The organism is Micropruina sp. (genome assembly GCF_047602085.1).
In the GTDB taxonomy this organism is placed as follows: Bacteria; Actinomycetota; Actinomycetes; order Propionibacteriales; family Propionibacteriaceae; genus Micropruina.
The window spans coordinates 228969-255084 of record NZ_JASGID010000005.1 but is presented as its reverse complement, the minus strand read 5'-3'; the positions used below and the strand labels follow the sequence as shown (position 1 = coordinate 255084).

Here is a 26116-nt window from a genome sequence, read left to right as displayed (position 1 = left end):
GGGCCCGGATCGGGCAACGGGCCGATGCTGTGGGGAGCGGGCACGAGCCAATCCTGTCGGTGCCCCGACCTATGCTGGCCGCCATGGCTGAACCGGAGAGTTACCGTCCGGCCACCGGCACCATTCCGACGCAGCCGGGGGTCTATCGGTTCAGCGACCCCGCCGGGCGGGTGATCTACGTCGGCAAGGCGGTCAACCTGCGGCAGCGACTGACGTCCTACTTCGCCGACCCCGCCCTGCTGCATTTCCGCACCCGCACCATGGTGCACACTGCCGCCAAGGTCGAGTGGACGGTGGTGCGCAACGAACTCGAGGCGCTGCAACTCGAGTACACCTGGATCAAGCAGCACGACCCGCGGTTCAACGTGAAGTACCGCGACGACAAGTCCTACCCGTGGATGGCGGTGACCTGGTCGGAGGAGTACCCCCGGGTCTTCGTGGGCCGCGGCACCAAGCGCAAGGGCACGCGCTACTTCGGCCCCTACGCTCATGCCTGGGCGATTCGCGAAACGCTCGATCCGCTGCTGCGGGCCTTCCCGATGCGTTCCTGCACCAACGGCGTTTTCCGCTCCGCGGCGGCCTCCGGACGGCCCTGCCTGCTCGGCTACATCGGCAAGTGCGCCGCCCCGTGCGTCGGACGGATCGGCCCCGACGAGCACCGGGCGCTGGCCCAAGACGTCTGTGACTTCCTGGCCGGGCGCACCAACAGCCTGCTCAAGCGCCTGGAGCGCCAGATGCGGGAGGCCGCCCAGAATCTGGAGTTCGAGAAGGCGGCGGTGCTGCGCGACCAGTTGCACGCGCTGCACCAGGCCACCGACTCCAACGCCATCGTGCTGGGCGATGGCACCGACGCCGACGTGATCGCGCTGGCCGAAGACCCGCTCGAGGTGGCGGTGCAGATCTTCCACGTCCGTGACGGACGGGTGCGCGGCCAGCGTGCCTGGGTGGCCGACCGTACCGACGACACCGACACCGACGGCCTGATCGAGAGCTTTCTGCTGCAGCTCTACGGCGAGGTGGACGGCACCGAGGTGCCGCCCGAGATTCTGGTTCCCGTGGTGCCGGCCACCGCTGACCTGATCGCCGAACTGCTCACCGAGTCGCGCGGCAGCCGGGTGGTGGTCCGCACCCCGCGGCGCGGCGACAAGAAGACGCTGATGGAGACGGTCGCCCGCAACGCCGCCGAGGCGCTGGCGCTGCACCGAACCCGGCGCGCCAGCGATCTCTCCACTCGCAACCGGGCACTCGAAGAGATCCAGCAGGCGCTGGGTCTGCCCACCGCGCCGTTGCGGATCGAATGCTACGACGTGTCACACCTGCAGGGCACCGAAATCGTGGCGTCGATGGTGGTGTTCGAAGACGGGCTGGCCCGCAAGGGCGATTACCGGCGGTTCGTCATTCGCGGCGTCGACGGCTCCAACGATGTAGCGGCCATTCACGAGGTGATCACCCGCAGGTTCCGCCGGTTGCTCGATGAACAGAGCACCACCGACGATGGGCCGTTGCTGGTCGACCCGAGCACCGGTGCGCCCCGCAAATTCGCCTACGTGCCGGGTCTGGTCGTGGTCGACGGCGGTGCGCCGCAGGTGACTGCTGCGGTGCAGGCGCTGACCGAACTGGGCATCAGCGACATTCCGGTGATCGGTCTGGCCAAGCGGCTCGAAGAGGTCTGGCTGCCGGGGGAGGAGTATCCGCTGATTCTGCCGCGCACCAGCGAGGGGCTGTACCTGTTGCAGCGGGTGCGCGACGAGGCCCACCGGTTCGCCATCACTCATCACCGCGGACGGCGCAGCGCTTCGATGGTCGAGTCGGTGCTCGATGCCGTGCCCGGGCTGGGCGAGGTGCGCCGCAAGACCCTGCTGAAGCACTTCGGGTCGCTGAAGAAACTGCGCGCCGCCTCGGCCGACGATCTGGCCGCGGTGCCGGGCATCGGCCCGAGACTGGCCGCCGCCATCGTCGAGGCGCTGGCCGGCCCGGCCCCCGAGGCGGTCAACCTCACCACGGGCGAGGTGATCGACCAGGCGCTGTGATCCTCGCTGCGTCGATCCGCGCCTCCGGTGCGCCGATCCGGCGCCCTGGCACCGTCCGAGCTGGGCAGGCCACCCCGTGCGGCTGCGGGCAACCGCCGTGGCCCTGTACCCAGCCGCTGCCGCTGGCTACGCCGCGACCGGCTGATCGACGATAATGGCCCCCATGACCACGCCCACCTCAGCGCTGCGTTTCGTGATCGTCACCGGCATGTCGGGGGCCGGACGGCGCACCGCCTGCCACACGCTGGAGGATCTCGGCTGGTACGTGGTCGACAATCTGCCGCCGCAACTGCTGCCCGAGCTGGCTCAGATCGCCCGTGAGCGTGACTTCGCGCAGGTCGCCGTCGGCCTCGACGTACGCACCCGGTCGGCGTTTCAGCAGATCCCCACCGCGTTCGACGCGCTGGGCCGCAACGGTGTGGTGCCGCAGATCCTGTTCCTGGACGCCGACGATGCGGCCATCGTGCGCCGGCAGGAGTCGGTGCGTCGTCCGTTGCCGTTGCAGGGCGAGGGTGGGCTGCTGGACGGGGCGGGCCGTGAGCGTCGGCTGCTGGCCACCCTCCGGGCGTCCGCCGATCTGGTGATCGACACCTCGAACCTCAACGTGCACCAGTTGTCCGACCGGGTGGCCCATGTGTTCGGCTCGGGCGACGACCCCGACATTCAGTTCACCCTGATGTCGTTCGGGTTCAAGAACGGCGTGCCGATCGACGCCGACATGGTGTTCGACGTGCGGTTTCTGCCCAACCCGCACTGGGTGGCCGATCTGCGGCCGCAGACCGGGTTGTCGCAGGCCGTGTCCAGCTATGTGCTCGGGCATGCCGAGGCGACCGCCTTTCTCGACCACGCCACAGAGCTGCTGACGGTGGTGAAGCCGGGTTATGTGCGCGAGGGCAAGCGGCTGGCCACGGTCGCCGTCGGCTGCACGGGCGGCAAGCACCGCAGCACCGCCATGGCGGTCGAGCTGGCCCGCCGGCTGCGTAACGCGGGCATCGTCACGCAGGTGCTGCATCGCGATCTGGGCAAGGAGTGAGTTCCCGTCGAACGTCCCCTGCGGTGGTGGCCTTCGGGGGTGGGCATGGGCTCGCGGCAGCACTGAGTGCATTGCGCCGCCTCACCCCACGGCTCACCGCGGTGGTTACCGTTGCCGACGACGGCGGGTCATCCGGTCGGCTGCGCGAGGAGTTCGACATCTTGCCGCCGGGCGACCTGCGCATGGCGCTGGCCGCGCTCTGCGCCGACGACGAGATCGGCCAGTTATGGGCCGACGTGCTGCAGTCGCGGTTCGGCGGCACCGGGCCGCTGGCCGGGCACGCCATTGGCAATTTGCTGATCGCCGGGTTGTGGCAGCGGCTGCCCGACCAGGTGGCGGGGCTCGACATGGTGGGGGAGCTGCTGCGGATCCGCGGCCGGGTGCTGCCGATGGCGGCGGTGCCGCTCACCATCGAGGCCGATGTGGTGGGCGCCGACCCCCGCCACCCCGACGACGAGTCGGTGCTGCGCGGTCAGGCCACCGTGGCCAAGACCAACGGTGACGTGCGGGCCGTCCGGCTGGTGCCGGCCGACCCGCCGGCCAGGCCCGAGGTGGTGAAGAGCGTGCTGGCCGCCGATCATTTGGTGCTCGGGCCGGGGTCGTGGTTCACGTCGGTGATTCCACACCTGCTGGTGCCCGAACTCGCCGAGGCGATCGTGGCCTCGCCGGCGCAGCGGATACTCACCATGAACCTGGTGCCGGCCGACGAGACGCACGGCTTTCCCGCGTCACGTCACCTCGAGGTGTTGGCCGACCACTGCCCCCGGCTGCGGCTCGACGTCGTGATCATCGACCCGAGCTTCGCCGCCGACGATGCACCGCTGGAGCGGTATGCGCGTTCGCTGGGAGCGCGGCTCGTGGTGGACAATGTGCGGATGCACGACGGAACCCCCAGGCATGACCCGTACCGCCTCGCCGCCGTCTACGCCGCACTCATGACCCGCTAGCCTCAGAGGTTCGAGCCTCGGCACCCACCCCGATCACGTAAGGAAGCAAGCATGGCGATGACCCCGCAGGTCAAGGCAGAACTGGCCACCGTCGTGGTGACCAAGCCGGCCTGCCGGCGAGCCGAGGTGGCGGCCACCCTGCGTTTCGCCGGCGGCCTGCACCTGGCCGGCGGCCGCATCGTGGTCGAGGCCGAGCTCGACACGGGGCCAGCCGCTCGTCGGCTGCGCACCGCGATCTCGGACCTGTTCGGCTTCACCTCGGAGTTCGTCGTGGTCACCTCGTCCGGCCTGCGCCGCGGCAGCCGCTATATCGTCCGGCTGATTCGTGACGGTGAGTCGCTGGCCCGGCAGACCGGGCTGATCGACAACCGCGGACGACCCGTGCGCGGGCTGCCCAGCGGAATCGTCAGCGGCGGTCTCGACGTTGCGGTGGCCGCTTGGCGCGGCGCCTTTCTGGCCCACGGATCGCTCACCGAACCGGGCCGCTCGATGGCGCTCGAAGTGACCTGCCCCGGCTCGGAGGCGGCCCTCGCGCTGGTGGGGGCGGCGCGCAGGCTGGGCATTGTGGCCAAGGCGCGCGAGGTGCGCGGGGTCGACCGGGTGGTGATTCGCGACGGTGACGCGATCGCCGCCATGCTCACCAGGCTGGGCGCGCACGAATCGCTGCTGGCCTGGGAGGAGCGCCGCATTCGGCGCGAGGTGCGGGCCTCGGCCAACCGACTGGCCAACTTCGACGACGCCAACCTGCGTCGCTCCGCGCGCGCGGCGGTCGCGGCCGGGGCCCGGGTCGAGCGGGCCCTGGACATTCTGGGCGACGACATTCCCGAACATCTGAAGGTGGCTGGTCTGCTCCGGCTGCAGAACAAGCAGGCCTCGTTGGAGGAACTCGGACAGTTGCATCAGCCTCCGCTGACCAAAGATGCCGTCGCGGGCCGCATCCGGCGGCTGTTGGCCACGGCCGACAAGCGCGCGGCCGAGCTGGGAATTCCCGGCACCGAGGCCAACCTGTCGCCCGACATGCTCGACGACCGAGACTGATCCGGTACGACCTGCTGCGGTGGTGGCACGGCACCGGCGCTGACCAGCCACCGATACGTGGTTTGCAAACGACCTTTTCGCGGCGGGCTTTTTCTATAGAGTGGGCGTTGTCCACCCTTGCCTGTGCCTGAAGCGGGCAAAGAACCAAACGAAGGGGAACCATCACATGACGGTGAAGGTTGGTATCAACGGTTTCGGCCGGATCGGCCGCAACTACTTCCGCGCGCTGACGGCGTCCGGAGCCGACATCGAGGTCGTCGGCGTCAACGACCTGACCGACAACAAGACGCTGGCCCATCTGCTGAAGTACGACTCGATCCTGGGCCGCTTCCCCGGCGAGATCAGCTACGACGAAGAGTCGATCACGGTCAACGGGCACAAGATCTTGGCCTACGCCGAGCGCGACCCGAAGAACCTGCCCTGGGGCGAGATCGGTGCCGACATCGTGATCGAGTCCACGGGCTTCTTCACCGACGCCGCCAAGGCCAAGGCCCACGTCGAGGCGGGCGCCAAGAAGGTCATCATCTCCGCTCCGGCGAAGAACGAAGACATCACCGTGGTCGTGGGCGTCAACGAGGGCGACTACAACCCCGAGACCGACACGGTCATCTCCAACGCGTCCTGCACCACCAACTGCCTGGCCCCGATGGCCAAGGTGCTGAACGACACCGTCGGCATCGTCCGTGGCCTGATGACCACGGTGCACGCCTACACCGCCGATCAGAACCTGCAGGACGGCCCGCACAGCGACCTGCGTCGCTCCCGCAACGCCGCGCTGAACATCGTGCCGACCAAGACCGGTGCGGCTGCGGCCGTAGCCTTGGTGCTGCCCGAGCTCAAGGGCAAGTTCGACGGCTACGCGCTGCGGGTTCCGACCCCCACCGGTTCGGCCACCGACCTGACCTTCCAGGCCGGCAAGGAGACCTCCGTGGCAGAGATCAACGCCGCGATCAAGGCCGCTGCCGAGGGCCCGCTGAAGGGCATCCTGGCCTACACCGAGGATCCGATCGTGTCCAAGGACATCGAGACCGATCCGCATTCCTGCATCTTCGATGCCGGTCTGACCAAGGTGATCGGCGACCAGGTGAAGGTTGTCGGCTGGTACGACAACGAGTGGGGCTACTCCAATCGCCTCGTCGACCTGACCGTTCTGGTCGGCTCGAAGCTCTGATCGACCCCAACTAATCCACAACTGAAGCAGGAAAGGCCGACGGTGAAGTCAGTAGCAGACCTTGGTGATCTGAAGGGCAAGCGGGTGCTAATCCGCTGTGACTTCAATGTGCCGCTCGACGGCGACACGATCACCGACGACGGACGGATCAAGGCGGCATTGCCGACCCTGACCCAACTGAAGAACGCGGGCGCGAAGGTCATCGTGCTGGCTCACCTCGGCCGCCCCAAGGGTGCCCCCGAAGCGAAGTATTCGGTGGCCCCCGCGGCGAAGCGGCTCGGCGAACTGATCGGAGCCGAGGTCAAACTCGCCTCCGACACCGCCGGGCCGGGCGCCGAAGCAACCGTCGCCGGACTTGCCGACGGCGAGATCGCGCTGCTCGAGAACGTCCGCTTCGAGCCGGGGGAGACCTCCAAGGTCGACGCCGAGCGCGAGGCGCTGGCGCAGAAGTGGGCCGCTCTGGCCGACGTCTTCGTCTCCGACGGCTTCGGCGTCGTGCACCGCAAGCAGGCATCGGTCTACGACGTGGCCAAGCTGCTGCCGCACGCCGCCGGCACCCTGGTGAAGAAGGAGGTCGACGTCTTCTCCAAGGTGCTTTCCGACCCGGACCGTCCGTTCGTGGTCGTGCTGGGCGGGGCGAAGGTGGCCGACAAGCTGGCCGTCATCGAGAACCTGCTGAAGCTGGCCGACACCCTGGTGATCGGCGGCGGCATGGCGTACACCTTCCTGGCGGCCAAGGGCTACCAGATCGGTACGTCGCTGCTCGACGAGGCCAGCATCGAGACCTGCAAGGGGTACCTGGCGACCGCGGCGGCCGAAGGCAAGCAGATCCTGCTGCCGGTCGACGTTCGGATCGCCTCCGGCATGGATTTCGCCGCCCGCACCGTCGACGGTGACGTCGACGTGGTCGCGGCCGACGCGATTCCCGCCGACAAGATGGGCCTCGACATCGGGCCCGAGACGGAAACCTTGTTCGCCGACGCGATCAAGGCGGCGAAGACCGTGGTCTGGAACGGCCCGATGGGTGTGTTCGAGATCGCCGAGCTGGCCAACGGCACCGCAGCGGTGGCCCAGGCTCTCACCGAGGTCGACGGGCTGAGCGTCGTCGGTGGTGGCGACTCCGCCGCCGCCGTGCGCGAACTCGGTCACGACGACAGTGCCTTCGGGCACATCTCCACGGGCGGCGGCGCCTCGTTGGAGTATCTGGAAGGCAAGACACTGCCGGGCATCGCGGTGCTCGAGGAAGGCAACTGAGATGACCCGTACGCCCATCATGGCCGGCAACTGGAAGATGAACCTCGACCACGTCGAGGCCACCGGCCTGGTTCAGAAGCTGGCCTGGACTCTGGACGACCTGAAGTACGACCCCAGCAAGTCGGAGGCGGCGGTGATCGTGCCGTTCACCGACATCCGCACCGTGCAGACCCTGATCGAGGGCGACAAGCTGCCGCTGGCCTTCGGTGCGCAGGACGTGTCGCTGCACGACAAGGGCGCCTACACCGGTGAGGTTTCGGCCGCGATGCTGGCCAAGCTGAACTGCAGCTACGTCGTGGTCGGGCATTCGGAGCGCCGCGACTACCACGGCGAGACCGACGAGATCGTCAACGCCAAGGCCAAGGTGGTGCAGGCGGCGGGCATGACCCCGATCGTCTGTGTCGGCGAGAAGCTCGACGTGCGCAAGGCGGGCGAGCATGTGCCGTTCGTGCTGGCGCAGGTCGACAAGGTGCTGGCCGGCCTGAGCGCCGAACAGGTCGGTGCCTTGGTGATCGCCTACGAGCCGGTCTGGGCGATCGGCACCGGCGAGGTTGCGACCCCCGAGGATGCCCAAGAGGTCTGCGGCGCGATCCGGGGCCGGGTGGCCGAACTGGTCGGCCAGGCCGCCGCGGACGCCGTGCGCATTCAATACGGCGGTTCGGCCAAGGCGTCCAACATCGTCGAGCTGATGGCGCAGCCGGATGTCGACGGGGGCCTGGTGGGCGGTGCCAGCCTTGATGCTGCCGAGTTCGCCAAGATCGTCACCTTCTACCAGCGCGCCTGAACGGCCGTGCCGGTTCGCCCGAATCGGCGCTTCGTTGCTGGTGAGTTAGGATTCACCTTGTGATTGTTGTGCCCATGTTGACGTGGCCGATTCTGACCTTGTCGATCGTCCTGATCCTCACCAGCGTCGTGCTCGCCATGTTCGTGCTGCTGCATAAGGGTCGTGGCGGCGGCATGTCCGACTTGTTCGGTGGCGGTATGTCCACCTCGATGGGCGGGTCGTCGGCGGCCGAGCGCGCGCTCGACCGGCTGACCGTCGTGATCGGCCTGGTGTGGTTGGCGACGATCTTCGGGCTGTTGGTGCTGTACCGGTTCTTCCCCGACTACGGCACCCTCTGAGGGCCTGGTCGGCATATTCCCGCCCGGGGCTGGGCGATCTGACAAGGAGAAATACACGTGGTTGGTGGTAGCGCGATTCGGGGGAGCCGGGTCGGCGCCGGGCCGATGGGCGAGGCGGAGCGGGGCGATTCGGCGCCGCGGCTGTACGTGTCGTACTTCTGCTCGAACCGGCATGAGACTCGTCCCGCCTTTGCCGCGGACGCGGTGGTCCCCGAAACCTGGGACTGCCCGCGCTGCGGCATGCCGGCGAACCTCGACTCGGAGAACCCGCCCCCACCGCCGAAGATTCAGCCGTACAAGACCCACTTGGCCTACGTGAAGGAGCGGCGCAGCGACGCCGAGGCGGCTGCGATCCTGACCGAGGCGCTGGAGGGCCTGCGGGCCCGGCGCGCGGCGGGCGAAGTCATCTACTGATTGAACCCGGCCTAGTAGTGTGTCGTGTCTAAATATTTGGGTATAGGTGTCGGAGTTTGATGCGGGCGTCGTTTGTCGTGAACTGCCAGTCGACTTGCCGTTGGTCGTCGTTGGTCGCTTTCTGCCAGGCGGCGAGTTCGGCGTTGAGGACGTCGAGGTCGTCGATGCGGCGGGTGAGGCATTGCCGGCTGAGGGCGGACAGCTCGATCTCGGCGATGTTGAGCCAGGAGCCGTGCTTGGGTGTGTAGTGGATCTCGAGCCGTTCGGCGAGAGCGCGGGCCTTCGCGGGCTCGAACGCCTCGTAGAGCGAGCCGAGGGTATGGGTGTTGAGGTTGTCCATGACGAGGACGACGCGTTTGGCGTCGGGGTAGTCCATGGTCAGTAGCCGGTCCACGCCCGCGGCCCAGTCGATCCGGGTCCGCCGCGGCTTCGCGTCGACGTGGCGGTGTCCGGCGAGCGGCTCGACCCAGACGAAGATCGAGCAGGTGCCGTGACGGACGTACTCCGAGTCCTCTTTGAGATCGTGGCCGGGGCGCGCCGGGATCGGGTCACGAGCGTGGCCGAGCAGCTGGTACGGCTTCTCGTCCATGCACACCACCGGCACTGCCGGGTCGAAGGGCCGGTGGTAGACCTCCAGAACATCCTCCATCCGCGCCACGAACTCGGCGTTGGCTTTCGGCGGGATCGTCCAGCACTTCTTTAAGTGAGGACGAAGCCCCCCTTTTTCAGGGCCCGCCCAATCGTGGAGTGATCCAGAGGCGGCAGCCCGTCGGTAAGGGCCACGTGTTTCTCCAGCAGCCGCAACGACCACCGGTCGAACCCCTCCGGCGGTCTCGTGCACGCCAGCGCGATCACCCGCGCCTCGACATCCCCGGTCACCTTCGGTGGCACCGGCGGCGTGACCCGTTTGCGGCGGCGAATCACCTCATCGGCATCCCCACCGGACTCGACGAACCGCTTCGCGATCAGATACACCGTCTGTTCGGACACCCCGACACGCTCCGCGACAACCCGCCGACCCGGCACGACCCTCGCGTTCTCATCCAGCTCAAGCAGAACCCTCGCCCGCGCAATCATCCGCGCCGGATGCGTCCCCCGCGACACGACCCTCGTCAGCTTCACACGATCCTCAGCCGTCAACGCGACGACATGATCCTTCAGCCTGGGCACGATACGACTCCTCCCGATCAAGCATCAATCAGGACAAGCCAATCCCACCCATTACCAAACTATTAGGAGCGACACTCCACTAGCCGGGCCTAGCTGCGGCTAAAGGAAGCGCTGGTCAATGCGGCCAGCGCTGGTTGAGCCTCTCGTAACCCCTGGTGAGACTGCCGTGTCTGGGTCTCGACACGCTCGACCAGCGTTTCGCTAAAGCGCGCAGTCGAACCAGGGCAGGTGGCGAGCGGCTTCGCGGTCGATGAACCACTTGGTGGCGTGACGTCCGCGAACCACCCCTGCTGGGGTGTCGGGCGATCCGGCGAGCGCGGAGGCAACCGCGCCGGCCTTGTCGGCGCCGTTCGCCAGAAGCCACACCTCGGCCGAGCGCTCCAGTGCCGGCACGGTCAGCGAGATGCGATCGACCTCACCCTTGGGTGACCCGGCCAGGCCGATCACCGTGGACGTCTGCGGCTCGAACGAGGGGTGCCCGGGGAAGATGCCGGCCACGTGCCCCTCCTGGCCGATGCTCAACAGGCAGATGTCGAAGTGCACGTCGTCGAGTTCCTTGGCGTAGGTGGCGGCGGCGGCATCGGCGTCCGCCACGCCGTCGGCTGCGGGCATCGGGTGAGTGCGCGACGGATCGAGTTGAAATTTGCCGGCCATCAGGGCCAGCGCCGGGCCGGCGTGCCGGGCCGGGTCGTCGGTGGGGGTGAATCGTTCGTCGGTCCACCACAGCTCCATGCGCCCCGGGTCGGCGCCGGCCGCTTCGAGCTTGCTGCCGAAGCTGTCGTACACGCGTAGCGCGATGCGTCCGCCGGTGAGGCACAGGTGTACGACGCGCTCGGGATCTTGCTGATACTCGGCGATCTGGGCGACCAGCATGGCGGCCGTCCGTTCAACCAGTTCTGCGGCATCGGCGAACCGCAGCACCTGATCGGTCACTTGCCCGCCTTCTCCGCGTCCCGCCGCTCACAACGCTGGACGAGGGTTTTCATCGTTGCCGCGAAGATGTCATCGACGTCGAGCCGCCGCAATTCTTCGGTGATCAGAGCGTTGAGGTCGCGCCGCCGCAGGGCGATCTGACGGCGGGGCAGCCCGGGTGCCGAAAAGGTGGCCATGCGTCCGTCCTCGCGATCAATGCGAATGTCACCGTTTGCGGTCTTCAAGGTGACCTGGGTGATACCGATGCCGGTCCCCGCCTCACTGCGTTCGACCGGAAGGTCGAGCCGGTTCTCGAGCCAGGCCGCCAGAAGCATACTGCCGGCGTTCTCGGGGGCGCCTTCGACGCGCACGTCGAGGATCTCGGCCGGGTACGAGTCGACCGCCGCGGCCAGCAAGGCCCGCCACGGGGTCAGCCTGGTCCAGGTGAGGTCGGTGTCGCCGGGGTAGTAGTTGCAGGCGCGGCGTTCGATGGCTGCCAACGGCCGTGACGAACCCATGGCGTCGGTAATCCGCCGCACCGCCAGCTTGCCGAGTGGGTCTTGGCCGGGCTTCTCGGGGGCGCTCGCCGGCCACCAGGCCACGACCGGTGAGTCGGGCAGCAGCAGGGGCAGCACCACCGAGTCGCGATGCTGTGCGAGCTGGCCGTGGAATCGCAGCGAGATGATCTCGCCGGGCACCTCCTCGCCCAGCCTGATCTCGGCGTCGACCCGGTCGGCCTCGGCCTGGCCGTTGGTGACCAGAATGATCCGGGACGGGTGCTCACGGCCCGCGTCCTGGCAGGCCTCAAGGGCCTTGTCGTAGTGCCGCATATCGGCGACGACGATCATGGTGAACACCATCGACGAGGCGACGCCGATGTTGTGCCTGGCCTTCACCAGGGCCATGTGAATGCCGGTGGCGTTGGTGTCGGGAATGGTGATGATCATGGTCGTTCCCTCCCAGTTATGGCCTGCGCCAGACGAAACCGTCACGGGCCAGCATGGCATTGCCGCTGGACGGACCCCAGGTTCCGGACGGGTAGCCTTCGGGTTGGCTGTCGAGGTCGGCCCAGAAGTCGAGAATCGGGTCGAGGATCTTCCACGACAATTCCACCTCTTCGTGCTGCGGGAACAGCGGTGGGTCGCCGAGCAGTACGTCGAGAATCAGCCGCTCGTAGGCTTCAGGGCTCGACTCGGCGAACGAGGTGCCGTAGGCGAAGTCCATGGTGACGTCGCGAATCTCCATCAGCGTGGCCGGCACTTTGGCGCCGAACCGCAGGGTGATGCCCTCGTCAGGCTGGATGCGCAGCACCAGGGCGTTGCTGCCCAGTGCCTCGGTGTCGGTGTGGCTGAACGGCAGGTGCGGGGCTCGGCGCAGGTTGAGCGCGATCTCGGTGACCCGGCGCGGCATGCGCTTGGCGGAGCGCAGGTAGAACGGCACCCCGGCCCAGCGCCGGTTCTCGATATCGACGCGGATCGCGGCGTAGGTCTCGGTCTGCGAGTGCGGGCTGATGCCGTCTTCCTCGAGATACCCGAGCACCTGCTTGCCACCGGCCCAGCCGCCCAAGTACTGGCCGCGGGCTGTGTGCGCCGCCAGATCTTTGGGCGGTTTCGTCGCGGCCAGCACCTTGCGCTTCTCGGCCCGCAATTGCTCGGCCTCGAACGAGGTGGGCTCTTCCATCGCGGTGAGTGCCAGCAACTGCAACAGGTGGTTCTGAATCACGTCACGGGCCGCACCGACCCCGTCGTAGTAGCCGGCCCGCCCGCCGACGCCGATGTCTTCTGCCATCGTGATCTGCACGTGGTCGACGTAGTTGCGGTTCCAGATCGGTTCGAACAGCTCATTCGCGAAGCGCAGCGCCAGCAGGTTCTGCACCGTCTCTTTGCCCAGGTAGTGATCGATGCGAAACACCGACTGGGAGTGGAACACCGAGCTGACCCGGCGCTCGAGCTCTTCGGCGCTGGCCAGGTTGTGCCCGAACGGCTTCTCGATCACCACCCGGCTCCAGGAGTCCGGCTGATCGCGCTTGGCCAGACCGTGCTTCTTCAGCATCGAGATCACCTGGTCGAACGCCTTGGGCGGAATCGACAGGTAGAACGCGTGGTTGCCGCCGGTGCCCTGGGCCTGGTCGAGGTCATTCAATGTGCTCTTCAGCGTTTCGAACGACTCGTCGCTGTCGAAGGTGCCGGGCACGAACCGGATGCCCTCGAGCAACTGACTCCACACCTCTTCGCGAAAGGGGGTGCGGGCCCGCTCCTTGACGGCGTCGTGGACGATCTGGGCGAAGTCCTGGTGCTCCCAGTCACGGCGGGCGAAGCCGATCAGACCGAAGCCGGGCGGCAGTAACCCCCGGTTGGCCAGGTCATAGACGGCGGGCATCAGTTTCTTGCGCGCCAGATCGCCGGTGACGCCGAACAGCACCAGGGCACACGGCCCAGCGATGCGCGGCAGCCTGCGATCCTGGGGATCGCGCAGCGGATTGACGAACTGCTCGGGGTCACTCACTCCCGCATCGTTTCGCGGATCAGTTGACGGAAGCAATCGCCTTCTCCACCGACGTAACGAGTTCGTTCCACGAGACGACGAAATTTCTCGACGCCCTCGTTCTCGAGTACCTCGAACACTGCGGGCAGATCGACCCCGGCCGCGCTGACCTGTTCGAGCACAGCCTTGCCCTCGGCGGACTTGCCGACGATCGACGGACCAACCTCACCGTGGTCACCGAAGGCGTCCATGGTCTTTTCGGGCATGGTGTTCACCACGCCGTCGGCGACCAGGTCGGTGACGTACAGGGTGTCGGGCAGGGTGGGGTCCTTGGTGCCGGTCGAGGCCCACAGCGGACGCTGCACGTTGGCGCCCTTGGCGGCCAGCGCCTTGAACCGATCGGAGCCGAACACGTCCGCGAACGCGCCGTAGGCGACCAGCGCGTTCGCGATGGCGGTCTTCGACTTCAGGTCGTCGCGGCCGACCAGGGCCAGCCGCTTGTCGACTTCGGCGTCGACCCGGGACACGAAGAACGAGGCCACCGAGTGGATCGTCGACAGGTCCTTGCCGGCAGCATCGGCGGCTTCCAGGCCGGACAGGTAGGCGTCCATCACCTCGCGGTAGCGCTCCTGCGAGAAGATTAAGGTGACGTTGACCGAGATGCCGTCGGCGATGGTCTGCCGAATGGCCGGCAGGCCGGGTTTGGTGGCGGGAATCTTGATCAGCACGTTCTCGCGGCCGACCAGCTCGTGCAGTTCGGCGGCCTGCGCGATCGTCGCGCCCGTGTTGTTCGCCAAGGTGGGGGCCACCTCGATCGAGACCCGGCCGTCGTAGCCGTTCGATGCGGTGAACACGTCGGCGAACAGGTCGCAGGCGTTGCGCACATCGGCGCTGCAGAGTTGCTTGATCGCGTGGTCGACGTCGATCTCGTCGCCCAGCGATTTGAGCTGTTCGGCGTAGTCGGCACCGTTGGTGAGGGCCGCGGCGAAGATGGTGGGGTTGGTGGTCACGCCCGAGACCGAATCGTCCGCGATCTTCCTCGCCAGGTTTCCGCTGGTGAGCCGAGCCCGGGACAGGTCGTCCAGCCAGATCGACACGCCGGCGTCCGACAGGGCCTTCAGTCGATCGTTCATGTGCGCTCCACTTCCTCGTCGTGGTTCACGCCGCTGCGGTGCGGCCCGTTCCACTCTAGTGGGGTGGGCCGGCACCGTCGGCCACCGCTCGGGCGCACCGTCGACGACACCTCTGTGTGCGCCGGGCATCGATCGGGCTAGACTGCTCGCGATCCGGGCAACGACGGAAGTGGGCGGGGATGCATCAGGCGGTCACGGCGGTTGATACCGCGGCCCCAGGAACGCTGCGTGCCTACCTGGCCCTGACCAAGCCGCGGATCATCGAGTTGCTGCTGGTGACCACGGTGCCCGCGATGTTCCTGGCGGCCGGCGGTGTGCCGCAGTGGCAGTTGGTGGTCTGGACGCTGCTCGGCGGCACCCTGGCCGCCGGCTCGGCCAACGTGTTCAACTCGGTGCTCGACGCCGACATCGACTCTGAAATGAGGCGGACGCGGCGTCGTCCGATGGCGCTGCACCGGGTGCCGACGGGCAAGGCATATGTGTTCGGCGCCGTACTGGGAGTGTTGTCGGCGCTGATTCTGGGCTTCGGCGCCAACTGGCTGTCGGCCATGCTGGCCCTGGCGGCCAACGCCTACTACGTGTTCGTGTACACGATGGGTCTGAAGCGCCGCACCTCGCAGAACATCGTCTGGGGCGGCATCGCGGGTTGCTTTCCGCCCCTGATCGGTTGGACGGCCGTGACCGGCAGCGTCGACTGGACGCCCCTGGTGATGTTCGCAATCGTGTTCTTCTGGACGCCGCCGCACACATGGGCGCTGGCATTCCGCTACAAAGAGGACTACAAGCAGGCCCACGTGCCGATGTTGCCGGTGGTGATGGAGCCCCCGGCGGTGGCGTGGCGCATCGTCGTCTACACGATCATCACGGTGGCGGTGAGCCTGCTGCTGTGGCCGGTGGCCCAGACCGGCTGGCTGTACCCGGCGGTCGCGCTGCTGGCCGGCACCTGGCTCACCGTCGAGTCGCTGCAGTTGCTGGTCCGGGCCAGGGCCGGGCTCACCGAGGCGGCGCTGAAGCCCATGCGGCTGTTCCACCTGAGCAACAGCTACCTGGCCGTGGTGTTTCTCGCCGCTGCCGTCGACCCGCTGATCTTCTAGCGATGCGCTGATCAAAGCGCCCACCGCTGGTTGAGCGTGTCGAAACCCCGAGTGAGGGCACTTCGTTTGTGGTCTCGACAAGCTCGGCCGGCGAGGAATCAGCGTTTGCCCGGAGAGTCGTCGACCAGTTGCCCCGCGACCGCTGGTTGAGCGTGTCGAAACCCCCAGTGGGGGCACTTCGTTTGTGGTCTCGACAAGCTCGGCCGGCGAGGAATCAGCGCATCGTCTGAATCTCCGGGGCCGCAGAGAGCCACAGATGGCTGATCGCCACCGTGTACAGGGTGGTGCCGACCATGTGGGCGAACACCAGCCCCATGGGCAGATGGGTGAAGTACTGCGTGTAGCCGATCAGCGCCTGGAGGGCGGCGCAGCCGATCACCAGCAGCGCCGCCCGCTGGATTGGCCAGATGCCCCGCGCGGCGTAGGCCAGCCAGACCACCAGCGCCAGCGTGATCCACATCGTGACGGAATGAACGCGGGCTATCTCGCTGAGTTCGAAGCCGTTGCGTTGCGCCGCCCCGTCGCCCGAGTGCGGGCCGGCTCCGGTGACCACCGTGCCGAGGTACATCATCACCAGCGACAGCCAGAACACCGCCTGAACGGCGAGCTGCAACCGGCGCGGCGCGACGGTAGGCAGTGATTCGAACGCGTCGTGCGCAACGGTGACGGAGGCGACGATCAGGCCGATCGAGAGCACCATGTGCAGCCCGACCACCCACGGGTTCAGTTCGGTGAGCACAGTGAGCCCTCCGATCACGCCCTGAAAGCCGATGCCCAGGCCGATCACGATCGTCAGCACCCGGATCCGCCCTGCCCGGACTGTGCGAAAGGCGGTGATGGCGGTACCCAGCGCGATGATCATCAGCACGAAGGTGAGCGTCCGATTGCCGAACTCGATGAACGCGTGCCACTCCGCTTCCGGCTGCGGCACGTACGAGCCAGCGTCGCACTGCGGCCAGGTCGGGCAGCCGAGCCCCGATTTGGTCAGCCTCACCAGCGCGCCGGTCCAGACGATCACCATGTTGGCGATCAGGTTCGCCAGTGCCCACCGGCGAAGGCTGCGCCGACCACTCAAGATGTCCAACGGAATGCCTTTCGAGCGATCACGGTGAGGGCCGCGGCCCATAGCGCCAGCACCAGCAGGGGCAGGGGAGCGGGAGTGCCCAGAGCCGCCCCACGCAGCGCCGAGCCCAGTGCCGCGGTGGGCAGCAGCGGCGGCTGATCGACGATCAGCCCGCCCAGCGCCAGGCCGACCAGGTAGATCAGGTTGGCCAGCGCAAGGGTCACCTCGGCCTTCAGCGTGCCGGCCAGCAGCAGGCCGAGCCCGGCGAAGGCGCCGATGCCCAGCGCCATGGCGGCCACAGCGCTGAGCACCGCCAGTGGGCTGACCTGCGGACGCCAGCCCAGCACACCGGCGACAGTGAGCAGCAGCAGGGCCTGGATCGTGACCAGGGCGCACGCCGACAGCGCCTTGCCGGCGATCAGGTCGGCCCGGGTCAGTGGGGTGGCGACGAGTCGCTCCAGCACGCCGTAGCGGCGCTCGAAGCCCGTGGCGACCGCCACCGCGGTGAAGGCGGTCGACCACACGGCCACCGCGATCACCGATGCCGGAAACGTGCTGCGGTCAAGCCCGAACCCGGTGCCCCATGCCAGGCCCGCCACCAGCAGACCGAGCGGGATCGCGAACGCCAACAGCAACTGCTCACCGTTGCGCAGCAGCATGCGCAGTTCCATGGCCGCGTGCCGGACGACCCGCGCGAGGTTCATGCTCCTCTCCGCCGATGGGGCCAGGGGCGAGGAATCTGCCGGTCGAACTCGTTGAGGCCCGTCATGCCGCACCGCCGGTGTGGCGCAGGAATACGTCCTCCAATGACGCCTCGGCGGTCAGCTCGGCCACCGTGCCCGAGATGGCCACCCGGCCGGCGTCCATGATCCAGACCCGGTCGGCCAGTCGCGCGGCCTCGTCCATGTCGTGGGTGGTGAGCAGCACGCTGACCCCGTCGCGGCGTAGGTCGGCGATCAACTGCCAGGTGCGGCGTCGGGCGTGCGGGTCCATGCCCGCGGTGGGTTCGTCGAGCAGCACCAGCTCGGGCCGTCCGACCAGGGCGCCGGCCAGGTTCACCGCCTGCTGTTCGCCGCCCGAGAGTCGCCGGTAGGGCCGGTTCAGTAGCGGGCCCAGGGCGAGGGCGTCCACCAGATCGGACACCGGCAGCGGGTGTGGGTACAACGAGGCGAGGTAGTGCAGCAGTTCACCGGGGCGGACGGCCGACCAGGCGCCCACTGACTGCGGCATCAGGCCCAGACGCTCGTTGGCTCCGCCGGGCGGCCCGCCCAGCACGGTGACGGTGCCGGCGTCGGGGGTGAGCAGCCCGGTGATGCAGCGGATCGTGGACGTCTTGCCGGCGCCGTTGGGGCCCAGCAGCGCGGTCAGTTCGCCGGTGGCGGCGGCCCAGGTGAGGGCGTCCAGCACCCGAGTGCCGCCGAGGCTGAGGGTGACCGCGCGCAACTCGATTGCGGCGGCTGGGGTCACCCGCTCAGCATAGGACGCCTCCACGCGTGCCCGGACGACATCGCTCGCCTCGCTGGGCACCGATCAGCCCCCGCGTCGTTGGTCGAGCATGCCGCAGCCTCTTGTCACGGTGCCAGATTCGAAGTCTCGACACGCTCGACCAGCGGTGAAGCGCACGAGCCGTTGGTCGAGTGTGTCGTAACCCCTTGCCAAAGGGGCATTGTGGAGGTCTCGACGACAGCCGCTGATTCGTCCGGCGCTGATTCGTCCGGCGATGATTCGTCCGGCGCTGACTCGTCCAGCGGGGCAGGGCCTTGCTCGAAATCGGCGCGGGTGAGCATCTCGCGGTCGATCAGCATGCCGTAGAACGAGCGCCACACCATGACGCACATCGCCACGAAGAACACCCCGGCCAGCACCCAGGTGAGCACGTGGTTGCCCTGTGCGGTCATGCTCACCGCCAATTCGACGGCCAGCAGCCCGAACAGCGTGGTGAATTTGATCACCGGGTTGAGCGCCACCGAACTGGTGTCTTTGTACGGGTCGCCGACCGTGTCGCCGACCACCGATGCATCGTGCAGTGCGGTGCCTTTGGCCGCCAGGTCGGTCTCGACGATCTTCTTCGCGTTGTCCCAGGCGCCGCCGGCGTTAGCCATGAAGATCGCTTGGTACAGCCCGAAGATGGCGATCGAGATCAGGTAGCCGATGAAGAAGTACGGCTCGACGAAGGCGAAGGCCAAGGTCGCGAAGAAGACGCCGAGAAAGATGTTCAGCATGCCCCGCTGGGCGTACTGGGTGCAGATCTCGACCACCGTGCGCGAGTCGTCCACCGAGGCCTTGGTCGCACCGTCGAGCTTGATTGTGCCTCTGATGAACTCCACCGCCCGGAAGGCGCCGGTGGTGACCGCTTGAATGGACGCCCCGGTGAACCAGTAGATCACCGCGCCACCGGTCACCAGCCCCAACAAGAACGGCGCGTGCAGCAGCGACAGCTTGTCGAGGTTGGCGGTCATGCCGTTGGTCAGGCCCATGATGATCGAGAAGATCATGGTCGTGGCGCCCACCACTGCGGTGCCGATCAGCACCGGCTTGGCGGTGGCCTTGAAGGTGTTGCCGGCGCCGTCGTTCTGTTCCAGCAGTTCTTTGGCCCGGCCGAAGAATGGGCGAAAGCCGTGCTCAGTGGCGAGCTCGTCGGCCACGCCGGGGCGCTCTTCGATCAGGCTCAGCTCATACACACTCTGGGCGTTGTCGGTGACCGGGCCGTAGCTGTCGACGGCGATGGTGACCGGGCCCATGCCGAGAAAGCCGAAGGCGACCAGGCCGAAGGCGAACACCGCCGGAGCGACCATCAGCACACCCACCCCGAGGCTCGAGATCACAAAGGCGGCGAACATCAAGGCGATGATCGACAGTCCGACCCAGAACGCGGAGAAGTTGCCCGCGACCAGGCCCGACAGAATGTTCAGCGACGCACCGCCCTGGTGGGAGCTTTTCACCACCTCTTCGGTGTGTACCGCGCTGGTCGAGGTGAAGACCTTGACCAGTTCGGGGATCAGTGCCCCTGCCAGGGTGCCGCAACTGACGATCGTGGCCAGCTTCCACCACAGGGTGCCGTCGCCCAGGTCGGCGATCAGGAGATAGCTGGTGAAGTAGGTGGCGACGATCGAGACCACCGAGGTGATCCAGACCAGATTGGTCAGCGGACGCTCGAAGTCCATACGCCGGGCGGTGCGGTACTTGGCGGCGGTGATCACCGCGTTCACCTCGTATGAGGCGGCCGAGGCGAGCACCATCACCGCGCGCACGAAGAACACCCAGCACAGCAACTGCACCTGCACGATCGGGTCGGGCACGGCCAGCAGAATGAAGGTGACCAGAGCCACGCCGGTGACGCCGTAGGTCTCGAAGCCGTCGGCGGACGGGCCGACCGAGTCGCCGGCGTTGTCACCGGCGCAGTCGGCGATCACGCCGGGGTTGCGGGCGTCGTCCTCTTTGATCTTGAAGACGATCTTCATCAGGTCGGAGCCGATGTCGGCGATCTTGGTGAAGATGCCGCCGGCGATGCGCAGCGCGGACGCCCCCAGTGACTCGCCGATGGCGAAGCCGATGAAGCACGAGCCGGCGATCTCGGCCGGCAGAAACAGCATGATCGACAGCATCATGAACAGTTCCACGCTGATCAGCACCATGCCGATGCTCATCCCGGCCTTGAGCGGAATCTGATGCAGCGGCAGCGGACGCCCGCGCAGGGCGGCGAACGCGGTGCGGCTGTTGGCCATCGTGTTGAGCCTGATGCCGAACCAGGCGATGCCGTACGACCCGGCCATGCCCAGCACGCTGAACGCCAGCACGACGGCCACCCGGCCCCAGCTCAGCCCGGCCAGGAGCTTGAAGTAGACCAGGATCACCGTGCCGATGAAGGCCCACAGCACCAGCAGAAAGCGGCCCTGCTGAATCAGGTAGGCCTTGCAGGTCTCGTAGATCAGCTCGGAGATCTCGCGCATCGAGGCGTGCACCGGCAGGTTGCGCACCTGGGCGAACCGGACGATGCCGAACGCCAGCCCGGCCACCGCGATCAGCAGGCCGATGCCGAGTAGCTGTTTGCCGCTGAGCAGGCCGAGAAAGGTGACCTGGTCGAGGTCGGGCAGGGTCAGGTTGGCCTCGCCGCCCCCGGCGTGGGCCGGGGGAGCGGTGGAACTGCCCGAGCAGCCGGCCAGGCCGAGGGTTGTGGCGACGAACAGGACGGCGGCTACGCGCGTCCGGTGCTGGAGTGAGCCTGGTGCGGTGATCACGAAAGTCCTCGCGAGATGACGTGCGGTCGTCCGTGGCCGCAACGACTCCCAACCTACTACTCGGTGTCGTAGATGCTGCGGCATGGCTGAAGAGGGTCACCAGGTGACACTGCGCGTCTCGGAATCCAGGACGTCGTCGGCCGCCACCCACTGGGTGCCGTCACTCGCCGGCGCGGCCAGAACGACCCACGGGCCGAACCAACCGGTCGATGCTGGACCCGAGCAAGGTGAGATCTTTCAGCGTTCCCAGTTAGCCGATGAACGCGTGAAGCGCAGCGGCCGTCCTCGCGGACCAGGCCTGGGCGCCCGGCCCCACCTGTGCCCCGGACGCCGACGACCCGGACGCCGACGACCCGGGCGGGCTGGCCTGCCGGCACCACCGGACTGGCGAAGACCCGGTGCCGGCTCGTACCCCCGGGGCTTCGGCGGGCAATCCAACGCCAGGGATTGTTCCTCCGTCGCCTCGACATCCTCGGGCCTGGCCTGCTCGGCGACACCGTCGTGCCCTGTATCACAGTGCAAGACAAATTGTTGCACTGTTGGCTCACTTGGGGGGTAGGCGACCCTAAGCACGCTTGGAACGCCGCAAATCATTCAGCAAGAATGGGCTTGTGAAAACGGACGCGACCCGAGCCCACGGTGCCCCGGCGCCGATGGTCGAGTCGGAGGCGTCCACCCGCGCCCGGGTCGCCCGGTCGATTTTGCAGCACGGGCCGTCTACCGCCTCCGAACTCGCGGAACGACTGCACCTGACGGCTGCGGCCGTCCGGCGCCACCTTGCGGTGCTGACCGGCGCCGGACACCTGACCGCACGCGAACAGCGGGTGTACGGAGCCCGCGGCCGAGGTCGTCCAGCCATGGTGTTCGCCCTCACCGACGCCGGCCGGGCGGAGTTTCCGCACGCCTACGACGCCCTCGCCATCGACGCCCTCACTTTTCTGCGCCAGACCATCGGCGAGCAGGGCGTCGAACAGTTCGCCGCCGACTTCGTGGCGGGCGTCGCGAAACGTTTCGAAGAGCTGCGCGGGGAATACGACAATCCCACCGACGCGTTGGTCAAAGCGTTGAACGATGCCGGCTACGTGGCCTCGGTGCACCCCGTGGCCAGCGGAAAGCAGTTGTGCCAGCATCACTGCCCGGTCGCCCTCGTGGCGGCCGAGTTCCCCGAGTTGTGCGAGGCCGAGACCAAGGCCTTCGCGCACCTCCTCGACAGCCACGTCCAGCGGCTGGCGACCATCGCCCACGGCGACGGGGTGTGCACCACCCACGTGCCGCGCCCGGTGCAGCCTGCCGACCATCCGATCAGAAAGGCCGTTCCATGACGACCACCGCACCCCAGGCCCCCGGCCTGGGCGCCACTCAGGAAGAACACCTGGAGGCACTCGGCAAGTACCAGTGGGGCTGGCACGACGCCGATGTCGCCGGTGCCGCCGCACAGCGCGGCCTCAGTGAGGCCGTGGTGCGCAACATCTCGGCGCTGAAGAACGAGCCGGAATGGATGCTCGAGACCAGGCTGAAGGGCCTGAAGCTGTTCGATCGCAAGCCGATGCCGACCTGGGGTGCGTCGCTCGACGAGATCGACTTCGACAACATCAAGTACTTCGTGCGCTCCACCGAGAAGCAGGCGGCCAGTTGGGACGACCTGCCCGACGACATCAAGAACACCTACGACCGGCTCGGAATCCCCGAGGCCGAGAAGGCCCGGCTGGTGGCCGGCGTCGCTGCCCAGTACGAGTCTGAGGTGGTCTACCACAAGATCAACGAAGAGCTGGAGCGCCAGGGCGTCATCTTTCTCGACACCGACACCGGCCTGAAGGAGCACCCGGAGCTGTTCCAGGAGTACTTCGCCACGGTGATCCCGGTCGGCGACAACAAATTCGGCTCGCTGAACACCGCGGTGTGGTCGGGCGGCTCGTTCGTCTACGTGCCCAAGGGCGTCCACGTCACCATTCCGCTGCAGGCCTACTTCCGGATCAACACCGAGAACATGGGTCAGTTCGAGCGCACCCTGATCATCGCCGACGAGGGCAGCTACGTGCATTACGTCGAGGGCTGCACCGCGCCGATCTACTCGTCGGACTCGCTGCACTCGGCGGTGGTCGAGATCATCGTGAAGAAGAACGCCCGGGTGCGCTACACCACCATTCAGAACTGGTCGACCAACGTGTACAACCTGGTTACCAAGCGCGCCACCTGCGAAGAGGGCGCCACCATGGAGTGGATCGACGGCAACATCGGCTCGAAGGTCACCATGAAGTACCCGGCGGTTTACCTGATGGGCGAGCACTCGCGCGGCGAGACCCTGTCGATCGCCTTCGCCGGCGAGGGCCAGCACCAGGACGCCGGATCGAAGATGGTGCACTGTGCGCCGCACACCTCGTCGTCGATCATCTCTAAGTCGGTGGCTCGGGGCGGCGGACGCTCCTCTTACCGCGGCCTGCTGCAGGTGCAGGAGGGTGCTCATCATTCGGCCAGCACGGTGAAGTGCGACGCGTTGCTGGTCGACACGATCAGCCGCTCCGACACCTACCCCTACGTCGACGTCCGCGAAGACGACGTGTCGCTGGCCCACGAGGCCACCGTGTCGAAGGTGAGCGACGACCAGTTGTTCTACCTGATGCAGCGCGGCATGGGCGAAGACGAGGCAATGGCGATGATCGTCCGCGGCTTCGTCGAGCCCATCGCCCGCGAACTGCCGATGGAATACGCGCTCGAACTGAACCGACTGATCGAATTGCAGATGGAAGGAGCCGTCGGCTGATGGCCGCACCCGTTATGGAGGCCGTTGAGGCCGTTGAGAGCCACCTGCACCCGACGCCCTCGTTCGACATCGAGGATCACCCCTACCCCAAGGGCCAGGAGGAGATCTGGCGGTTCAGCCCGCTGCGCGCGATGAAGGCGCTGCTCACCGACACGCCCAGCGAGGGTCACCTGAGCTGGGACGAGTCGCTGCCGGCCGGTGTGACCAGCCGCGGCGTCAGCACCACCGAGGCCAAGCTGCTGGTGGCCGAGCCGCCGATCGACCGGGTCTCGGCGCTGGCCGCGGCGCGCTGCGGCGGCGCCCAGGTGATCGAGGTTCCCGCGGGCGCCGAACTCACCGAGCCGGTCACCATCACCCTGACCGGCACCGGGGAGCACGTCTGGGGCCACCTGGTGTTCAACGTCGGTGCCCACTCGACCTCGACCATTCTGGTGCGTCACGAGGGCTCGGCCAGCTACGCCACCAAGGTGGACGTGCTGGTCGGCGACGGTGCCCGGGTCAACTTCGTGTCGATTCAGGACTGGGCCGACGACGCCGTGCACGGCGGCCAGCACAGCGTGCTGGTGGGCCGTGACGCGCAGGTGCGCACGGTGACGGTGAGCCTGGGCGGCAAGGTCGTCCGGCTGGCCGAGACCGCCAAATTCGCCGGCCCCGGCGGTTCGCTGGAGCAGTTCGGGCTGTACTTCGTCGACGGCGGCCAGCACATCGAGCACCGGCTCTTCGTCGACCACAACGCCCCGCACACCCACAGCAACGTCGACTACCGCGGTGCGCTGCAGGGTGAGGGCGCCCGGTCGGTGTGGATCGGTGACGTGCTGATTCGCAAGATCGCCGAGGGCATCAGCACCTATGAGTCGAATAAGAACCTAGTGCTCACCGACGGCTGCCGGGCCGACTCGGTGCCCAACCTCGAGATCGAGACCGGTGAGATCGAAGGCGCCGGGCACAGCTCGACCACCGGACGCTTCGACGACGAGCAGTTGTTCTACCTGCGCTCGCGGGGGATCAGCGAGGCCGAGGCCCGCCGGTTGGTGGTGCGCGGCTTCTTCGCCGGCATCATTCGCCGCATCGGCGTGCCCGCGGTCGAGGAGCACATGATGGCGGCCGTCGAGCGCGAGCTTGCGGTCACCATGGGCAGCTACGCATGACTTTTCGGCATGCCGCCACGCTCGATGAGGTTCCTGTCGGCACGTCCATTCCGGTCGACCTCGGCGGTGACGCCGAGGTGGCAGTGGTGAACACCGTCGACGGGATCTTCGCCATTCGCGATGTTTGCAGCCACGCCGAGGTGCCGCTCAGCGAGGGTGAGGTCGACGGGTGCACGCTCGAGTGCTACTTGCACGGCTCCCGCTTCGACCTGCGCACCGGCGAGCCCCTTGAACTACCCGCCACCCAGCCCGTGCCGGTCTACCCGGTGAAGCTGGAGGGCGACGACATCTACGTCGACATCGACAACCCGATCAACCAGGAGAACTGAACCGCCATGTCCACACTGTCCATCAACGGCCTGCACGTCGAGGTTGCCACCGAGTCGGGCCCCAAAGAGATTCTCAAGGGCGTCGACCTCACGGTGAACTCGGGCGAGGTGCACGCCATCATGGGGCCCAATGGTTCGGGCAAGTCGACCCTGGCCTACTCGATCGCCGGCCACCCCAAGTACACGATCACCGGTGGGTCGGTCACCCTCGACGGCGTCGAACTCACCGACCTGACCGTCGACGAGCGGGCCCGGGCCGGGCTGTTCCTGGCCATGCAGTACCCGATCGAGGTGCCCGGCGTTTCGGTGGCGAACTTCCTGCGGACTGCCAAGACCGCCCTGGACGGTGAGGCGCCCAAGGTGCGCACCTGGGTCAAGGACGTCAACGCCGCCCTCGACCGGCTGGGTCTCGACCAGACCTTCTCGGCCCGCTCCCTCAACGAGGGCTTCTCCGGTGGTGAGAAGAAGCGCAACGAGATCGTGCAGTTGGAACTGCTCAACCCCAAATTTGCGATTCTCGACGAGACCGACTCGGGCCTCGACATCGACGCCCTGCGGATCGTCAGCGAAGGCGTCAACCGGTTCGCCGCCCAGGGTGACCGCGGGGTGCTGCTGATCACCCACTACACCCGCATTCTGAACTACATCAAGCCCGACTTCGTGCACGTGTTCGTGAACGGGCGGATCGCTGAGGAGGGCGGCCCCGAGCTGGCCCAGAACCTCGAGATCGAGGGTTACGAGCGGTTCATCAAGGCTGCCGCAGCGGCCAACTGAG

General features: G+C 67.4%; 23 protein-coding genes and 2 pseudogenes. 15 read left to right on the top strand and 10 right to left on the bottom strand.

Annotated elements, in window-relative coordinates; all coding sequences use genetic code 11:
- Positions 1-83: 83 nt before the first annotated feature.
- The 9 genes from uvrC (at position 84) to QM721_RS10065 (ending at position 9009) form a co-directional block, all read left to right on the top strand.
- On the top strand, positions 84-2030 hold the full coding sequence (gene uvrC / locus QM721_RS10105; RefSeq protein WP_415121516.1) for an excinuclease ABC subunit UvrC: 1947 nt from the start codon (positions 84-86) through the stop codon (positions 2028-2030).
- 163 nt (positions 2031-2193) lie between these two features.
- On the top strand, positions 2194-3063 hold the full coding sequence (gene rapZ / locus QM721_RS10100) for an RNase adapter RapZ (RefSeq protein ID WP_415121514.1): 870 nt from the start codon (positions 2194-2196) through the stop codon (positions 3061-3063).
- On the top strand, positions 3060-4010 hold the full coding sequence (locus QM721_RS10095; protein ID WP_415121512.1) for a gluconeogenesis factor YvcK family protein: 951 nt from the start codon (positions 3060-3062) through the stop codon (positions 4008-4010). Before rapZ ends, QM721_RS10095 begins: the two co-directional genes overlap by 4 nt.
- Positions 4011-4061: 51 nt before the next feature.
- Entirely contained in the window at positions 4062-5048 is a 987-nt protein-coding gene (gene whiA, locus QM721_RS10090) for a DNA-binding protein WhiA (protein WP_415121510.1), read from the top strand.
- A 166-nt stretch (positions 5049-5214) separates the two neighbouring features.
- Positions 5215-6219: a type I glyceraldehyde-3-phosphate dehydrogenase gene (gene gap, locus QM721_RS10085; protein WP_415121508.1), complete on the top strand. Its 1005-nt coding sequence runs from the start codon at positions 5215-5217 to the stop codon at positions 6217-6219.
- Between the two features lie 42 nt (positions 6220-6261).
- Positions 6262-7473, top strand: a complete 1212-nt coding sequence (locus QM721_RS10080) for a phosphoglycerate kinase (RefSeq protein WP_415121506.1) — start codon at positions 6262-6264, stop codon at positions 7471-7473.
- A gap of 1 nt (position 7474) precedes the next feature.
- Entirely contained in the window at positions 7475-8257 is a 783-nt protein-coding gene (tpiA, locus tag QM721_RS10075) for a triose-phosphate isomerase (protein WP_415121504.1), read from the top strand.
- Positions 8258-8331: 74 nt separating this feature from the next.
- The gene (secG, locus tag QM721_RS10070; protein ID WP_415121502.1) at positions 8332-8595 is read left to right on the top strand and encodes a preprotein translocase subunit SecG; all 264 of its coding nucleotides are present in this window, start codon (positions 8332-8334) and stop codon (positions 8593-8595) included.
- A 57-nt stretch (positions 8596-8652) separates the two neighbouring features.
- Complete coding sequence (locus tag QM721_RS10065) at positions 8653-9009, top strand: RNA polymerase-binding protein RbpA (RefSeq protein ID WP_415121500.1); 357 nt, start codon at positions 8653-8655, stop codon at positions 9007-9009.
- A 28-nt stretch (positions 9010-9037) separates the two neighbouring features.
- Here QM721_RS10065 and QM721_RS10060 read toward each other — a convergent pair whose 3' ends face one another.
- From QM721_RS10060 to tal, 6 genes are all read right to left on the bottom strand, one after another.
- A complete protein-coding gene (locus tag QM721_RS10060) occupies positions 9038-9667 on the bottom strand; it encodes an IS630 family transposase (RefSeq protein WP_415117916.1) in 630 nt (209 codons plus the stop codon).
- Positions 9668-9708: 41 nt separating this feature from the next.
- Positions 9709-9999: a helix-turn-helix domain-containing protein gene (locus tag QM721_RS10055; RefSeq protein WP_415117914.1), complete on the bottom strand. Its 291-nt coding sequence runs from the start codon at positions 9997-9999 to the stop codon at positions 9709-9711.
- Between the two features lie 381 nt (positions 10000-10380).
- The gene (gene pgl / locus QM721_RS10050; RefSeq protein ID WP_415121498.1) at positions 10381-11112 is read right to left on the bottom strand and encodes a 6-phosphogluconolactonase; all 732 of its coding nucleotides are present in this window, start codon (positions 11110-11112) and stop codon (positions 10381-10383) included.
- Positions 11109-12038, bottom strand: coding sequence for a glucose-6-phosphate dehydrogenase assembly protein OpcA (locus tag QM721_RS10045; RefSeq protein ID WP_415121496.1), 930 nt, complete (start codon positions 12036-12038; stop codon positions 11109-11111). The genes pgl and QM721_RS10045 overlap by 4 nt, the downstream gene beginning before the upstream one ends.
- A gap of 16 nt (positions 12039-12054) precedes the next feature.
- Positions 12055-13515, bottom strand: coding sequence for a glucose-6-phosphate dehydrogenase (zwf, locus tag QM721_RS10040; protein ID WP_415122079.1), 1461 nt, complete (start codon positions 13513-13515; stop codon positions 12055-12057).
- A gap of 77 nt (positions 13516-13592) precedes the next feature.
- Positions 13593-14708 carry a transaldolase gene (gene tal / locus QM721_RS10035; protein WP_415121494.1) on the bottom strand — a complete coding sequence of 372 codons (1116 nt, stop codon included), beginning with the start codon at positions 14706-14708 and terminating at the stop codon, positions 13593-13595.
- Between the two features lie 206 nt (positions 14709-14914).
- On the opposite strand from tal, the pseudogene QM721_RS10030 reads away from it, so the two are divergent.
- Positions 14915-15802: pseudogene (locus tag QM721_RS10030) on the top strand (heme o synthase); the annotation flags it as partial.
- A gap of 214 nt (positions 15803-16016) precedes the next feature.
- Here QM721_RS10030 and QM721_RS10025 read toward each other — a convergent pair.
- The 4 genes and pseudogenes from QM721_RS10025 to QM721_RS10010 form a co-directional block, all read right to left on the bottom strand.
- A complete protein-coding gene (locus QM721_RS10025; RefSeq protein WP_415121492.1) occupies positions 16017-16886 on the bottom strand; it encodes a COX15/CtaA family protein in 870 nt (289 codons plus the stop codon).
- On the bottom strand, positions 16874-17569 hold the full coding sequence (locus tag QM721_RS10020) for an ABC transporter permease (RefSeq protein ID WP_415121490.1): 696 nt from the start codon (positions 17567-17569) through the stop codon (positions 16874-16876). Before QM721_RS10020 ends, QM721_RS10025 begins: the two co-directional genes overlap by 13 nt.
- Positions 17570-17630: 61 nt before the next feature.
- The gene (locus QM721_RS10015) at positions 17631-18332 is read right to left on the bottom strand and encodes an ABC transporter ATP-binding protein (protein WP_415121488.1); all 702 of its coding nucleotides are present in this window, start codon (positions 18330-18332) and stop codon (positions 17631-17633) included.
- Positions 18333-18658: 326 nt separating this feature from the next.
- Positions 18659-21100 (bottom strand): annotated as a pseudogene (locus QM721_RS10010) (sodium-translocating pyrophosphatase); the annotation flags it as partial.
- Between the two features lie 614 nt (positions 21101-21714).
- On the opposite strand from QM721_RS10010, the gene QM721_RS10005 reads away from it, so the two are divergent.
- Genes QM721_RS10005 through sufC form a run of 5 tightly spaced genes read left to right on the top strand, consistent with a single transcriptional unit; the run spans position 21715 to position 26115 of the window.
- Entirely contained in the window at positions 21715-22425 is a 711-nt protein-coding gene (locus QM721_RS10005; RefSeq protein WP_415121486.1) for a helix-turn-helix transcriptional regulator, read from the top strand.
- The gene (gene sufB, locus QM721_RS10000) at positions 22422-23864 is read left to right on the top strand and encodes a Fe-S cluster assembly protein SufB (RefSeq protein WP_415121484.1); all 1443 of its coding nucleotides are present in this window, start codon (positions 22422-22424) and stop codon (positions 23862-23864) included. The genes QM721_RS10005 and sufB overlap by 4 nt, the downstream gene beginning before the upstream one ends.
- A complete protein-coding gene (gene sufD / locus QM721_RS09995) occupies positions 23864-25012 on the top strand; it encodes a Fe-S cluster assembly protein SufD (protein ID WP_415121482.1) in 1149 nt (382 codons plus the stop codon). Before sufB ends, sufD begins: the two co-directional genes overlap by 1 nt.
- On the top strand, positions 25009-25341 hold the full coding sequence (locus QM721_RS09990) for a Rieske (2Fe-2S) protein (protein ID WP_415121480.1): 333 nt from the start codon (positions 25009-25011) through the stop codon (positions 25339-25341). The genes sufD and QM721_RS09990 overlap by 4 nt, the downstream gene beginning before the upstream one ends.
- 6 nt (positions 25342-25347) lie before the next feature.
- The gene (sufC, locus tag QM721_RS09985; protein WP_415121478.1) at positions 25348-26115 is read left to right on the top strand and encodes a Fe-S cluster assembly ATPase SufC; all 768 of its coding nucleotides are present in this window, start codon (positions 25348-25350) and stop codon (positions 26113-26115) included.
- The last annotated feature ends 1 nt before the right edge of the window (position 26116 follow it).

Bases quoted from the DNA above. Each gene is read 5' to 3' on its own strand.
- uvrC (WP_415121516.1), top strand. From the start codon at position 84: ATGGCTGAACCGGAGAGTTACCGTCCGGCCACCGGCACCATTCCGACG.
- rapZ (WP_415121514.1), top strand. From the start codon at position 2,194: ATGACCACGCCCACCTCAGCGCTGCGTTTCGTGATCGTCACCGGCATG.
- whiA (WP_415121510.1), top strand. From the start codon at position 4,062: ATGGCGATGACCCCGCAGGTCAAGGCAGAACTGGCCACCGTCGTGGTG.
- gap (WP_415121508.1), top strand. From the start codon at position 5,215: ATGACGGTGAAGGTTGGTATCAACGGTTTCGGCCGGATCGGCCGCAAC.
- tpiA (WP_415121504.1), top strand. From the start codon at position 7,475: ATGACCCGTACGCCCATCATGGCCGGCAACTGGAAGATGAACCTCGAC.
- secG (WP_415121502.1), top strand. From the start codon at position 8,332: ATGTTGACGTGGCCGATTCTGACCTTGTCGATCGTCCTGATCCTCACC.
- QM721_RS10045 (WP_415121496.1), bottom strand. From the start codon at position 12,038: ATGATCATCACCATTCCCGACACCAACGCCACCGGCATTCACATGGCC.
- tal (WP_415121494.1), bottom strand. From the start codon at position 14,708: ATGAACGATCGACTGAAGGCCCTGTCGGACGCCGGCGTGTCGATCTGG.
- QM721_RS10020 (WP_415121490.1), bottom strand. From the start codon at position 17,569: ATGAACCTCGCGCGGGTCGTCCGGCACGCGGCCATGGAACTGCGCATG.
- sufB (WP_415121484.1), top strand. From the start codon at position 22,422: ATGACGACCACCGCACCCCAGGCCCCCGGCCTGGGCGCCACTCAGGAA.
- sufD (WP_415121482.1), top strand. From the start codon at position 23,864: ATGGCCGCACCCGTTATGGAGGCCGTTGAGGCCGTTGAGAGCCACCTG.
- QM721_RS09990 (WP_415121480.1), top strand. From the start codon at position 25,009: ATGACTTTTCGGCATGCCGCCACGCTCGATGAGGTTCCTGTCGGCACG.
- sufC (WP_415121478.1), top strand. From the start codon at position 25,348: ATGTCCACACTGTCCATCAACGGCCTGCACGTCGAGGTTGCCACCGAG.